At 71.6% G+C, this 12,769-nt stretch carries 11 protein-coding genes and 3 tRNA genes; 3 read left to right on the top strand and 11 right to left on the bottom strand.

Annotated features, from left to right (window positions below):
* Nucleotides 1–50: 50 nt before the first annotated feature.
* The 5 genes from BR70_RS0112575 to BR70_RS0112555 all read right to left on the bottom strand — a co-directional run bounded on the left by BR70_RS0112575 (nt 51) and on the right by BR70_RS0112555 (nt 2,613).
* Nucleotides 51–124 (bottom strand) — tRNA-Met (locus BR70_RS0112575).
* A gap of 32 nt (nt 125–156) precedes the next feature.
* Nucleotides 157–228: transfer RNA gene (locus BR70_RS0112570), tRNA-Thr, on the bottom strand.
* Between the two features lie 93 nt (nt 229–321).
* Nucleotides 322–1,491, bottom strand: coding sequence for a M23 family metallopeptidase (locus BR70_RS22440; protein WP_051596888.1), 1,170 nt, complete (start codon nt 1,489–1,491; stop codon nt 322–324).
* A gap of 148 nt (nt 1,492–1,639) precedes the next feature.
* Entirely contained in the window at nt 1,640–2,470 is an 831-nt protein-coding gene (locus tag BR70_RS0112560) for an inositol monophosphatase family protein (protein ID WP_027466358.1), read from the bottom strand.
* A 58-nt stretch (nt 2,471–2,528) separates the two neighbouring features.
* Nucleotides 2,529–2,613: transfer RNA gene (locus BR70_RS0112555), tRNA-Tyr, on the bottom strand.
* Nucleotides 2,614–2,750: 137 nt separating this feature from the next.
* Here BR70_RS0112555 and BR70_RS0112550 point away from each other — a divergent pair.
* The gene (locus BR70_RS0112550; RefSeq protein WP_017888627.1) at nt 2,751–3,239 is read left to right on the top strand and encodes a YajQ family cyclic di-GMP-binding protein; all 489 of its coding nucleotides are present in this window, start codon (nt 2,751–2,753) and stop codon (nt 3,237–3,239) included.
* A gap of 33 nt (nt 3,240–3,272) precedes the next feature.
* A complete protein-coding gene (gene cls, locus BR70_RS0112545) occupies nt 3,273–4,733 on the top strand; it encodes a cardiolipin synthase (protein WP_027466357.1) in 1,461 nt (486 codons plus the stop codon).
* Nucleotides 4,734–4,769: 36 nt separating this feature from the next.
* Here cls and BR70_RS20840 read toward each other — a convergent pair whose 3' ends face one another.
* The 4 genes from BR70_RS20840 to BR70_RS0112525 form a co-directional block, all read right to left on the bottom strand.
* A complete protein-coding gene (locus BR70_RS20840) occupies nt 4,770–5,885 on the bottom strand; it encodes a heparan-alpha-glucosaminide N-acetyltransferase domain-containing protein (protein ID WP_051596887.1) in 1,116 nt (371 codons plus the stop codon).
* 5 nt (nt 5,886–5,890) lie between these two features.
* Nucleotides 5,891–7,264 carry an FAD-dependent oxidoreductase gene (locus BR70_RS0112535; protein ID WP_027466356.1) on the bottom strand — a complete coding sequence of 458 codons (1,374 nt, stop codon included), beginning with the start codon at nt 7,262–7,264 and terminating at the stop codon, nt 5,891–5,893.
* A gap of 84 nt (nt 7,265–7,348) precedes the next feature.
* A complete protein-coding gene (locus BR70_RS0112530; protein WP_027466355.1) occupies nt 7,349–8,425 on the bottom strand; it encodes a polyprenyl synthetase family protein in 1,077 nt (358 codons plus the stop codon).
* Between the two features lie 31 nt (nt 8,426–8,456).
* Nucleotides 8,457–9,248, bottom strand: coding sequence for a demethylmenaquinone methyltransferase (locus BR70_RS0112525; protein WP_017888622.1), 792 nt, complete (start codon nt 9,246–9,248; stop codon nt 8,457–8,459).
* A gap of 86 nt (nt 9,249–9,334) precedes the next feature.
* On the opposite strand from BR70_RS0112525, the gene BR70_RS0112520 reads away from it, so the two are divergent.
* Entirely contained in the window at nt 9,335–10,594 is a 1,260-nt protein-coding gene (locus BR70_RS0112520) for an isochorismate synthase (RefSeq protein WP_027466354.1), read from the top strand.
* Between the two features lie 72 nt (nt 10,595–10,666).
* On the opposite strand, the gene menD is transcribed toward BR70_RS0112520, so the two are convergent.
* Together menD and BR70_RS0112510 are read right to left on the bottom strand one after the other, a co-directional pair.
* Nucleotides 10,667–12,358 (bottom strand): 2-succinyl-5-enolpyruvyl-6-hydroxy-3-cyclohexene-1-carboxylic-acid synthase, encoded by a 1,692-nt coding sequence (gene menD, locus BR70_RS0112515; protein ID WP_331279988.1) that lies wholly within the window; start codon nt 12,356–12,358, stop codon nt 10,667–10,669.
* Between the two features lie 49 nt (nt 12,359–12,407).
* Entirely contained in the window at nt 12,408–12,767 is a 360-nt protein-coding gene (locus BR70_RS0112510; RefSeq protein WP_027466352.1) for a PLDc N-terminal domain-containing protein, read from the bottom strand.
* Nucleotides 12,768–12,769 lie beyond the last annotated feature (2 nt).

Here is a 12,769-nt window from a genome sequence, read left to right as displayed (position 1 = left end):
CAGAGAAGGCCCCCTGACCCAGGGGATCCTGGACGAGAGGGCCTTGCGTGTAGCGAGGGCGGGACTTGAACCCGCGACCCCACGATTATGAGTCGTGTGCTCTAACCAACTGAGCTACCCCGCCAGAGATCCGGAGCGGCACGCGCACCGGGTCGGAGCCCCGAGTCAGGATTGAACTGACGACCCCCTCCTTACCATGGAGGTGCTCTACCACTGAGCTATCGGGGCGATGTGCCGCGAACGGCACCACACGAGGATAGCAGACCTCCGACGCTGCTCCGGAACCGGACGAGACGCCCGGGCGTGCCGCGTCGTGGGCCGCTAGTTCGCGTTGGTCCGGAGCCACGCCAGCGGGTCCACCGGGACCCCGTCGACGTGCACCTCGAGGTGCAGGTGCGGGCCCGTGGAGTTGCCCGTGCTGCCGACGAGACCGAGGATGTCGCCGACCTCGACGTGCTGGCCGGTGACGACCTTGAAGGAGTTGTCCTCCATGTGGCCGTAGACGCTGACGAACTGCTTGCCGTCCACGTCGTGCTCGACCCAGACGTCGTTGCCGAAGCCGCCGTCGTTCGCCTGCACCTTGATCACGGTGCCGGCGGCGATGACGCCGATCGGGGTGCCCTCGCCCGGGGCGAAGTCGATGCCCATGTGGTTCGTCGAGCAGAACGAGCACCCGGCGACCTGGCGTCCACCGAAGCCCGAGGTGATCGGGACGCCGGTCAGGAACGGCCACTGGATGGTGCCGGTCGGGTCGTTCGTGAAGGTCGAGGAGTCGACGTTCGCGTACTGCGTGGCGTCGGAAACCGTGTACTGGTCACGGGCGGTCGATCCGTCGGCCGAGGCACCGACCTGCATCGACTGGGTCGCTCCGTCGACGGTGGCACGGGCCGCGGTCGAGCCGGACGCCGGGACCCAGAGCGCCTGCGCCGGCAGCGAGGTCGAGACGACGAGGCCTGCTGCGAAGAGCAGTGCGCCGACCGCGGTCACGCGCGAAGCAGCACGGCGGAACGACGCGCCCTGCTTCGGGGACCGCGCTGCTGCGGCGGTCGTGGTGGCCGTGGACCGGATGTGACGGGTTGCGCGGTCGACCGGGGTCTTCGTGGCCGGACGGCTGCTGCGGCGGCGCGATGCGGGGACCTGCCCCGCGACACGACGCGGCTGCGACGCCGGGGCGACGGGAGCAACCCGCAGGGCGTGCACGACGGGCGAGGTGGGGGCCGGCGGCGTCACGATCCGGGAAGCCGGGCGCACGGGCGATGCCGGTGCGAGGTCGATCGGCGACACGGGGGCCGCGGGGGTTCCCGGCGTGACCGCACCGATCACGTCGTCGAAGCTCGGACCCGTCGAGCCCTGTCCCTCCTGCGCCACGACCGTGCCCTTCGCCGCGGCTCGCTCTGCCTCGATCCGAGCGCGTCGGGTCTGGTGGACGACCGGGGTGGCGGCGTCGACGGAACCGTCGGTGGGAGCGGACGACAGAGGAGTACGGGGCATGCGTGCGGTGGCGATCCTGATCAGAGAAGGGCTCACTCGTTGGTAACGAGCAGATAACGGGACCTGAGCACGCTAGCAGGCGAGGTCGCAGGTCGCCAGTCGTGGTCAGGCCCGCCCGGCACCCCCGGACCCGGGGATCGGCACGTCGTCAGGCCCGCACGGCTCCGAGCGCACCGGCCTCGAGACCGCGCACCAGGGCCTCGAGTTCGTCGGCGACGGCGGGGCTCGCGAACAGGAAGGAGCGCGTCCCTCCGGCCTCCCAGATGCGGATGGCCGCGCCGGCCTCCTGCGCGACGAGGGCGCCACCGGCCATGTCCCACGGGTTGATCCCGCGCTCGTAGTACGCGTCCACCACGCCCGCCCCGACGGCGCAGCAGTCGAGCGACGCCGCTCCCCCGCGGCGGATGTCCCGTACCTCGCCGATGAGTCCGGCGAGCACCGCGACCTGCTCGCGGCGACGGTCGGCCGTGTACCCGAACCCGGTGGCGACGAGCGACTCGGCGAGCGAGCCGGGCGCGGCGACGGACAATGGTTCCCCGTCACGGGTCGCACCCTGGCCGACGGCCGCGCGGAAGACGGTGCCCGTCGCCGGCGCCACGACGACGCCCGCGATCGGCTCCCAGGTCATCGGGTCGGGTGCTCCACGCACGACGCCGATGCTCACGCCGTACTCGGCGCTGCCGTACAGGTAGTTGACCGTGCCGTCGATCGGGTCCACCACCCAGGTGATGCCCGAGGCGCCGGAGGCCGACCCGGACTCCTCACCGTGGAAGGCGTCGTCCGGTCGGGCCTCGGCGATGCGGGCGCGGATGAGTGCCTCGACCTCACGGTCGGCGGCCGTGACCACGTCGACGATGCTCGACTTCCGGTCCGCGACCTCGACCCCCTCGGCGCGGCGACGTGCGGCCAGCGCCGCTGCATCACGGGCGATCGACTCGGCGAGGTCGGCGAACTGGGACGGTGTGGGGTCGGATGCCATGCACCCATCCTCCCGGAAACACCATCGGCCCCGTCCGCAGTGGACGGGGCCGATCAGATGGTGGCAAGTGAGGGATTCGAACCCCCGAAGGCTACGCCGGCTGATTTACAGTCAGATCCCTTTGGCCGCTTGGGTAACTTGCCATGCGCACCCAGCCGGTGTGATCACCAACCGAAGGCGCGCACAAAAGCATAGCGGATGGCTGACGGTGGTCGTGACCACCGCGAGCCGATCCGCGCGACCGGAACCGGGCCTCCCGTCCGCCGTTAGGCTGTTCCGCATGGCAGACAGTTCCTTCGACGTGGTCAGCAAGGTCGACAAGATGGAGGCGGAGAACGCCCTCAACCAGGCGGCCAAGGAGATCGAGCAGCGGTACGACTTCAAGGGCGCCGACGCCTCGGTCGCGTTCAGCGGCGAGGACGTCCTGATCAAGGCGAACTCGGAAGAGCGCGCCAAGGCGGTCCTCGACGTGCTGCAGAGCAAGGCGATCAAGCGGAACATCAGCCTGAAGAGCCTCGACGCCGGCGACCCGTACCCCTCGGGCAAGGAGTACCGCATCGAGGTGAAGTTCAAGAACGGCATCGAGCAGGACGTGGCGAAGAAGATCGGCGCGTTCCTGCGGGCCAACGCCCCGAAGACGGTGAAGAGCCAGATCCAGGGTGACGAGCTCCGCGTCTCGTCGAAGAGCCGTGACGACCTGCAGAACACGATCCAGCTCCTCAAGGGTGAAGAGTTCGACGTCCCGTTGCAGTTCATCAACTTCCGCTGACCCGCGGCCCCTGCGAACGACACCCGACACCCCGTGGAGCACTGGCTCAGCGTCGTCATCACCGTCCTGCTCGTCCTGCTGGACCTGGCGATCCGCGTCTTCTCGATCATCTACGTCCCGATCAACCGGAAGCCGCAGACCGCGACGGCGTGGCTGCTCGCGATCTTCCTCATCCCCTACATCGGCTTCATCGTCTTCCTGGTCATCGGGTCGACGAAGCTCCCCCGCGCCCGTCGCGAGAAGCAGACCGAGATCAACGCGTACATCCTCGAGCAGACCGAGGGCATCGAGCGGGTCCGGCGCGACCACCCGTGGCCCGCGTGGCTCGAGAGCGTCACGCGGCTGAACCGCGAACTCGGCGCGATGCCGTTGGTCGGCGGCAACTCCGCGGAGCTCTACCCCGACTCCGAGGAGTCCATCGCCGAGATGACCCGGGCGATCGACCAGTCCCGCCGGTTCGTGCACGTCGAGTTCTACATCGCGACGCTCGACGACACCACGCGCCCGTTCTTCGAGGCGCTCGCGCGGGCGCAGGCCCGTGGGGTGACCGTGCGGTTCCTGCTCGACCACTGGGCCAGCCGCGGGTACCCGGGCTACAAGGACACCCTGTCGTTCATGGACCAGGCGGGCATCGAGTGGCACCTGATGCTGCCCCTCCTGCCGCTGCAGGGGAAGTTCCAGCGCCCCGACCTCCGCAACCACCGGAAGATCATGGTGATCGACGGCTCGGTCGCGTTCACCGGCTCGCAGAACCTGATCGACGCGTCGTACGACATCAAGTCGCACGTCGAGAAGGGCATGGTCTACAAGGACCTGTTCGCCCGGTTCGAGGGACCGGTCGTCGCGGGGCTCAACGCCCTGTTCGTCACCGACTGGTACAGCGAGACCGACGAACTGCTGCTGCGCGAGAGCGACCCCGTCCAGCGTGCCGACCGCGGCGACGCGCTCGACTGCCAGGTGGTGCCGTCCGGCCCGGGCTTCGACGGCGAGAACAACCTGCGCCTGTTCAACGCGCTGCTCTACTCGGCGCAGCAGAAGGTCTCGATCACGTCGCCGTACTTCGTGCCGGACGACTCGATGCTCTACGCCATCACCACGACGGCGCAGCGCGGGGTCGACGTCGAGCTGTTCGTCGGCGAGATGGGCGACCACGCGATGACCTGGCACGCGCAGCGCTCCTACTACGAAGGACTGCTCCGCGCCGGTGTGCGGATCTGGCTGTACCGCGCGCCGACGATCCTGCACGCGAAGCACTTCACGATCGACGACGAGGTGTCGGTGATCGGGTCGAGCAACATGGACATGCGCTCGTTCAGCCTGAACCTCGAGGTCTCCGTGATGGTGCGCGGTCACCGTTTCGTCGACGCCCTGCGCGAGGTGCAGGAAGCGTACAAGGAGCAGAGCTTCGAGCTCACGCTCGACGAGTGGTTCGACCGTCCGCGCCGGTCCAAGGTGCTCGACAACGTCGCGCGGCTCACCGCGGCGCTGCAGTAGCCGCCTGGAGGCACGACTCGCGCCCGCCAGGTGCGCTCAGCGCATCGGGACGAGGGACGCCAGGGCCCCGACCACCCGCTCGAGCGGGCCGCGACCCAGGAACCGCTTCCACAGCATCGCGAAGACCACCGAGCCGAGGGCGAACCAGCCCCAGGCCTCGACCGACTCGGGGGAGGTCGGCAGCATCGCGATGACCACGAGGTGCCCCGAGTACACCGTCAGCGGCATCGAGCCGACCGCGGCCAGGGGGAACGCGATCCGCTCGGCGAAACGCCCGCGGCCGTCGAACACGAGCAGGCACAGGGCGATCACGGCGACCGCCACCCCGGCCGTCCCCACCACGTCGACGACCGACGACGAGTGGTCGCGCGGGGACAGGAACAGCTGCGCGAGGGCCTGACCGGGGGTCGAGCCCTCGCCCGCGTACGGGACCCCGGGGAACGCCAGGGCCGCGTCGTCCGGAAGCGGGGCGAGGACCGAACCGGCGACGTACGCGGTGGTGGCGACCAGTGCGCCGGACACGAGGAGCGCAACCTGCCGGCCACGTTCCTCCAGACCGGCCCGGGCGACCGCGAGCCCCACCAGGACGTACGCCAGGAAGGTGACCACGGGGTAGACCAGGCCGAGCTGGACGCCGATCATGCCGGCGTCCGCGTAGGCCGGCGCGATCGTCAGCGCGGCGAGCGGCGACAGCACCGCGCAGAGCGCGGCGATGCCGAGCAGCGCCGCCGGTCGGACGCGGAGCACCGGAACCACCAGCAGGAACAGCACCCCGTAGGTCGGCAGGATCACGTACACGGGGGTGTCGAGCGCCATCAGGGCGAACCCGATGACGACGACCACCACGGCGCGGATGGCGAGCCGGGCACGGATGCGGCCGATGGTGGGCGGGCCGGGCGGGTCGGCACGGCCGCTCGTCAGGCCGATCGAGACCCCGGCGAGGACCGCGAACAGCGTGGACGGGCGGCCGTGGGCGACGGCGGTCCAGGTGGCGGGGTCGGTCCAGTCGAGCTGCTCCGCGATGCCGCCGACGTGTGCGGCCATCATGCCGAGCAGCGCGACCGCACGGGCCACGTCCACGCCCTGCAGCCGTGACCCCGACGCGGACGCGCCCCGCACCGCGGTGGGCGGGACGGGGCGCGCGTCGGTCATGGTCGTCAGCTGGTCGGGGTGTCGACGCGGCCGAGCGAGACCTCGATCATCTCGTCGCGCGGCACCACCTTGATGCGCTCGCGCCCGTCGACCGCGCCGAGCGCCTGCTCGTGGGTGTCGAGGTGGTGCCAGCCCTCGAGGTCGGTGTACTCGACACCGCGCTCGCGGAGCAGGGCCGGGATGGCCTCGTCGGACGGGTCCTCCGGGGTCCACCAGCTCGCCTGGTCGTTGACGATGTGCTGCACGGTCTCCATCGCGTCGGACTTCGTGTGTCCGATGAGCCCGACCGGACCGCGCTTGATCCAGCCGGTGGCGTACACCCCGGGGATCTGCTGGTTGTCGTCGTCGAGGACCTGGCCCTCGTGGTTCGGGATGACACCGTGCCGCTCGTCGAACGGCACCCCGGGCAGCGGGGAACCGAAGTACCCGACCGCGCGGTAGGCGGCCTGGATCGGGATCTCGCGGATCTCGCCGGTGCCCTCGACGCCGCCCTCGCCGTTCGGACGGGTGCGCTCGTAGCGGATGGCGGTCAGCTTGCCCTGCTCGTCGCCGACGAACTCGATCGGCTTCGCGTAGAAGTGCAGGTGGAGCCGGCGGCTGGCCTGGCCGACCTCGCGCGTGCGCCACTGCTCGAGGACACGGTTGATCACCATGACCTGCTTGTTCGTCGCGATCGCGGTCTTCGACGCCTCGTCGTGGTCGAAGTCCTCGTCGTAGACCACCATGTCGACGTCACGGACCTCGCCGAGCTCGCGGAGCTCGAGCGGCGTGAACTTCACCTGCGCCGGACCACGGCGGCCGAAGACGTGCACGTCCGTGACCGGCGATGCCTTCAGGCCCTCGTACACGTTCGCGGGGATCTCGGTCGGCAGCAGGTCGTCGGCGTGCTTCGCCAGGATGCGCGAGACGTCGAGGGCGACGTTGCCGACGCCGATGACCGCGACGCTCTCGGCGTGCAGCGGCCAGGTGCGCGGGACATCGGGGTGGCCGTCGAACCAGCTCACGAACTCGGCTGCGCCGTACGAGCCGTCGAGGTCGACGCCGGGGATGTCGAGGTCGGCGTCCTTGATCGCACCGGTCGAGAACACCACCGCGTTGTAGTGCTTCTTGAGGTCCTCGAGGGTGATGTCCTCGCCGTAGCGGACGTTGCCGAACAGCCGGACGACACCGCGGTCGAGGACGTCACGCAGGGCGTTGATGATGCCCTTGATGCGCGGGTGGTCGGGGGCGACGCCGTACCGGACGAGACCGTAGGGCGCGGGGAGCTGCTCGAACAGGTCGATCGACACGTCGTAGCCGTGCGCCTCGCGCAGCAGGATGTCCGCGGCGTAGATGCCGGCCGGGCCGGCGCCGACGATGGCGAGTCGGAGGGTGGGCACTGATCGTCTCCAGTTCGTTCGGGTGGGGGTTCCCGGGGGCCTCCCGACCGGGCCGCCGTGGGCGTGCCGCGTCGGGAGGGGTGTTCAGCGGCTTCGGTCGACGACGGAGTCCGCGAAGCGGGTGAGTGCCCGTTTCACGGTGCCGTCGGGGAGCGGGGCGAGGGCGGCGACGGCTTCGCGGGCCCAGGCGACGGCGACGGCGCGGGTCGCCGCGGTCGCCTCGTGTTCGCGGAGCGCGGCGACGGCCGACTGGTACGGCGCGGAGTCGACCACGTCGTCGGGCGCACCGTTGACGTCGCGCTCGATGCGCTCGACCAGGTGCTGCGCGGACGGATCGGTCGCGGCCATCCGGCGCAGCTGCAGGACCGGCAGGGTGTCCACGCCTGCGCGCAGGTCGTTGCCGGCGATCTTGCCCGTCTTGTCCGTCGCGGGGGCGAGGTCGATGACGTCGTCGACGAGCTGGAAGGCCACGCCGACCTTCTCGCCGAAGGTACCGACGGCGTCGAGGTAGGCGCGGTCGGCACCGGAGAACATCACGCCGGCGCGTGCCGCGGTGGCGATGAGCGAACCGGTCTTGTCGCTGAGCACCTGGATGTAGTGCTCGAGCGGGTCGTCGTCCGGCTGCGGCCCCGTCGTCTCGTGCAGCTGCCCCATGCAGAGGCGCTGGAAGGTCTCGGCCTGCATCCGGATGCCCTCGGTGCCGAGGTCGGCCGTGATCAGGCTGGCGCGGGCGAAGAGCAGGTCACCGGTCAGGATCGCCACGTTGTTGCCGTAGGTGATCTGCGCGGCGGGGACCCCGCGGCGCACGGGCGCCTCGTCCATGACGTCGTCGTGGTACAGCGACGCCAGGTGCGTGGTCTCGATGCTCACCGCGGCCTTGACCACGGCGTCGGTCACACCGTCACCGAGCTGGGCGATGAGGAGCGTCAGGGTCGGACGGATGCGCTTGCCACCGGCGGACAGCAGGTACCTGCTGGTGGTGTCGGCGAGGGTGTCGGTGGAACGCATGGCGTCCTCGAGCCCCTGCTCGACGAGTTCGAGCCCGTCGTCGACCGCGGAGATGAAGCGTCGGTCGGCGGGCGTGGCGAACAACCGCTCGCCGATGCCCAGCGATGCGCGCAGGCTCGGCGCGCGACGTGCGACCGGGACGCTCGGATTCAAGTGCTGCTCCGTCTTCGGGGGTGGTGACCGGTCAGTCGGCGGCCGGGTCGACGCGCGGCTGCTCGCCGGTGTTCTGGTGGTCACGGCGGGCCTTCGCACGCCGTGCCGCGGACTCGCGCACCGTGTCGGCGACGGGCTTGCGGCCACGGTGCAGTGCGACGATACCGGCCGTCAGGTTGCGGTAGGCGACCACCGAGAAGCCGACACCGCGGAGCCACTGGGTGAGCACCTGCTGGTCGGGCCACGCGTCGATCGACTCGGCGAGGTAGCGGTAGGCGGCCGGGTTGCTGCTCGAGAGCCGCGCGATGCCCGGGAGCACGCGCTTCAGGTAGGTGCCGTAGCCGAAGCGCAGCAGGGCGCGGGGCGGCGTCGAGAACTCACAGATGACGACGCGGCCACCGGGCTTCAGGACGCGCAGCATCTCGGCGAGCGCCTGCTTCGGGTCGTTCACGTTGCGCAGCCCGAACGAGATCGTGACGGCGTCGAACGTGTCGTCGTCGAAGGGCAGCTGTTCGGCGTCGCCCTCGACGAAGGTGATCTCGGGGTGGCGTTCACGGCCGACGGCGATCATGCCGGCGGACAGGTCGAGCGCGGTGACCTCGGCGCCCTTCTTGGCGAAGGCAGCCGCGCTGGTCCCGGTGCCCGCGGCGATGTCGAGGACCTTCTCGCCGGGCTGCGGGTCGACCGCGCGGACCGTGGCGACACGCCACAGCGGGGCGTTGCCCGCCGACAGGATGTCGTTCGTGAGGTCGTACTTGGCCGCGACGTCGTCGAACATCGCCGCCACCTCGTCCGGGCGCTTGTTCAGGTCCGCTCTGCTCACACGATCAATCCTAGAGGTCCCGACCGAGCGTTCACCGGACTCGCAGCCACCCGGGCGGTGCGGGATCGGCGCGTAGCATCGGAGCCGTGACCCGAACCACCACGGCGGCGCCCCCGCTGACGGTCTCGACCCGGATCCTCGACGACCCGGGCGCCGTCCTCCGCCACACGCTCCGCGACCGTCCCCTCGCCTTCGTCCGGAACGGCGACGGCATCGTCGGCCTCGGCGAGGCGCTCCGGTTCACCTTCACCGGCCCCGACCGGATGCGTGACGCCGCGGCTCTCTGGCGCAGCGTCGTCGAGACCGCCGTCGTCGACGACCCGGTGCAGCTGCGCGGTTCGGGGCTCGTCGCGTTCGGGTCGTTCGCCTTCGCCGACGACTCCGCCGACGAGAGCGTGCTCATCGTGCCCCGGGTGGTCCTCGGTCGGCGGCGCGGCAAGGCCTGGCTGACCGCGATCGACACGACGCTCGGCGCAGAGCCCCTGGCCTTCACCCGGACCTCGGTCCCGGTCCCCCACGTCGGGCCGCACGTCTCCGTCGCGCTGCGTCCCGGGCACATCGACGAGGACATCTACGCCGCCAACGTCTCCGAGGCCGTCCGCCGCATCGTGGCCGGGAGCGCCCGCAAGGTGGTGCTCGCCCGCGACCTCGTCGGCACGCTGCCGCCGGGAGCCGATCGACGGGCGGTCCTGCTCGACCTCGCGGCCGCCTACCCGCAGTGCGTGACCTTCGCGGTGGACGGGCTGATCGGCGCCACCCCCGAGACCCTCGCCCGCACCGACGGCACGCGGCTGACCGCACGGGTGCTCGCCGGCAGCGCCGCCCGGGGCACCGACGAGGTGTCCGACCGGGCTGCAGCAGAGGCCCTGGCCAGCAGCGCCAAGGACGTCGAGGAGCACACCTTCGCGATCGACAGTCTGCTCGCGGCCCTCGCCCCGCTCGCGACGGACCTGCGCGCCGACGCCGAACCGTTCCGGCTGCAGCTGCCGAACCTGTGGCACCTGGCGACGGACGTGCAGGCCACGCTGCCGCCCGACACCACGTCACTGGACGTCGCCGACGCCCTGCACCCGACGGCCGCGGTCGCCGGCACCCCGACCGACGTGGCCGTGCGGTTGGTCGCCGAGCTCGAGGGCGTCGACCGCGGCCGCTACGCCGGGCCGGTCGGCTGGATGAGCGCGGCGGGTGACGGCGAGTGGATGCTCGCGCTCCGCAGCGCCCGGATCGACGACGACGGCACCGTCCGGGCCTGGGCGGGGGCCGGCATCGTCGCCGGTTCGGAGCCCGCGCGCGAGGTCGCCGAGACCGCCCTGAAGTTCCGGCCGATCACCGACGCGCTGGCCTGAGGCAGCCGCGCGACCGGTTAGCCGCGCGACCCGCGCGACCGCGTAGCCGCGCGGGCGCAGCCGCGCGACCGGTCAGTCCGCCAGCGGGACCTCGATCACGACCCGCTCGGCGGGGTCGGTGAGCACCCGCTCGAGGTCACCCCACGTCGCCGCCCGGCGGTACTCCCACCCGAGGCCCGTGACGACCCGCTCGACGTCGACGTGCTGCGGGGTCGACATCATCCGCCGCATGTCGGCCTCCGGCGTGGTCTTCGCCACCTCGAGCCCGCGGAAGATCGCGCCACCGTGGTCGTTGCCGACGACGACCTGCACCCGGTGGGTGCGCTCCTCGGTGCCGGTGACGAACGCTCCGAGGTCGTGCAGCAGCGTCAGGTCCCCGAGGAGCACGCGTGTGGTGCCCACCGAGGCCGAGGAGTGTTCGAGCGCCGCGGCGATGCCGAGCGCGGTCGAGACGGTGCCGTCGATGCCGGCGAGGCCGCGGTTCGCGTGCACCCGGATCTTCTTGCCGAGCACCCGGGCATCGGCTTCACGGATGAGCTGCGACGCCCCGAGGACCAGCCGGTCGTGCGGCCAGGTCACGCCCCAGACGGCCTCGGCGAGCATGGCGCGGTCGACGGGTCGGCGACGGAGCGCGACCTCGTCACGCAGGAACTTGTTCCGCTCGGCGCGGTCGGCGGAGCGCTTGGCGTCGAGGTCCGGGCCGGCGTCGCCGTCCCCCAGGACCCGCCGGCTGGAGCCGACCCAGCGGCCGATCCACGCGCGGTGCTCCGGCTGGGTCCGGCCCGTCACGCGGACGTCGGACACGAAGGTGGTCACGGCGTCCGGTCGGGAGGCGCGGGCCGGGTCGAAGGGGTCGGCCGCCGGTCCGCGGACCACGATCGTCTCGACCCCGTCGCGCTGCAGGAGCGCGGGGATCTCCCTGCTGAGGGTCGGGTGGCCGAGCACGACGGCCCGGCGGACCGCGCCGCCGTGGTCCGGGTCGCGCAGCAGTTCGCGGTAGGCCACGACCAGGTTGCGGCCGAAGCGCGCGCCGCTCGAGACCTCGGCGAGGAGCGGCGCCCCGAGTTCCCAGGCGATCCGCTCGGCGTCCTCGCCGGCGTCGTGCCCGGCGATGACGACGGTGCCCGGTTCGTCGTCCGGGGTGAGTTCGGCGACCGGCAGACCGGTGTGCGCCCGGCGGGTGGCGAACGCCAGGTCGACCTCGTCGTCCGGCACGGGGCCGACGTGCTCCGGGACGAGCCCGGCAGACAGCGGCTCGCGGAACGCGACGTTGAGCTGCGCGGGACCGGGCTGCCCGGTGTGCCCCGCTGCGGCGGCGACGGCCTGTCGGGCGAGGGTGCGCAGGGCGTCGCGGACCGAGGCGTCGACGCCGTGCGCCGACGGGGCCTCGACGTCGCGGACGAAGGCGACGGCCTGGCCGAAGATCCCGGGCTGGACGGTGGTCTGGTTGCTGCCGATGCCGCGCAGTTCGTCGGGGCGGTCGGCACTCAGGACGATCATCGGCACGCCGGAGTGGTGCGCCTCGAGCACGGCGGGGTGCAGGTTCGCCACCGCGGTGCCCGACGTCGTCACCACCGCTGCAGGCCGGTGTGTCTCGACCGCGAGCCCGAGTGCGAAGAACCCGGCGGTCCGTTCGTCCAACCGCACGTGCACGGTCAGCCCACCGGCGCGTTCCAGGGCGACCGCCGCGAGGGCGAGTGCCTGGGAACGCGAACCGGGGCTCACGACGACGTCGGTGACGCCGGCACGCACGAGTTCCTGCAGGAGGGCGAGCGCGGTGTCCGTCGCCGGGCTGCCCGAACCGACTGGGCCGTCAGCGATCGGTGCGGCCGTCGTCGTCGCGATCGTGGAACTGGTCTTCGAGGTCTCGGAGGGTCGCGTCGTCCTGGTCCTTGTCCGTGAGGGTGGTGCCCGGCTCCGGCGTGGTGCCGAGGAAGTCCGGGTCGTCTTCGGGTCCACGGTAGCGGGCCGACGCACCGGGGTCGGCCGCCGGGGTGCGACCGAGCAGGAACCAGAGCACGCCACCGAGGACGGGCAGGATGATGACGAGCAGGAGCCACACGCCGCGACGCAGGGAACGGACGCGCTGACGCGGCATCGTGCCGCAGTCGATGGCCGCGTACACCGTGAAGGCGACGGCGGCCACGGCGACGATCAACCACAAGCGGACCATGC

Source organism: Curtobacterium sp. UNCCL17 (genome assembly GCF_000686685.1).
GTDB classification, from domain to species: Bacteria; Actinomycetota; Actinomycetes; order Actinomycetales; family Microbacteriaceae; genus Curtobacterium; species Curtobacterium flaccumfaciens.
This window is presented reverse-complemented; position numbering and strand designations above follow the sequence as displayed.

Bases quoted from the DNA above. Each gene is read 5' to 3' on its own strand.
- BR70_RS0112560 (WP_027466358.1), bottom strand. From the start codon at position 2,470: ATGGCATCCGACCCCACACCGTCCCAGTTCGCCGACCTCGCCGAGTCG.
- BR70_RS0112510 (WP_027466352.1), bottom strand. From the start codon at position 12,767: ATGGTCCGCTTGTGGTTGATCGTCGCCGTGGCCGCCGTCGCCTTCACG.
- BR70_RS20840 (WP_051596887.1), bottom strand. From the start codon at position 5,885: ATGACCGACGCGCGCCCCGTCCCGCCCACCGCGGTGCGGGGCGCGTCC.
- BR70_RS0112550 (WP_017888627.1), top strand. From the start codon at position 2,751: ATGGCAGACAGTTCCTTCGACGTGGTCAGCAAGGTCGACAAGATGGAG.
- BR70_RS22440 (WP_051596888.1), bottom strand. From the start codon at position 1,491: ATGCCCCGTACTCCTCTGTCGTCCGCTCCCACCGACGGTTCCGTCGAC.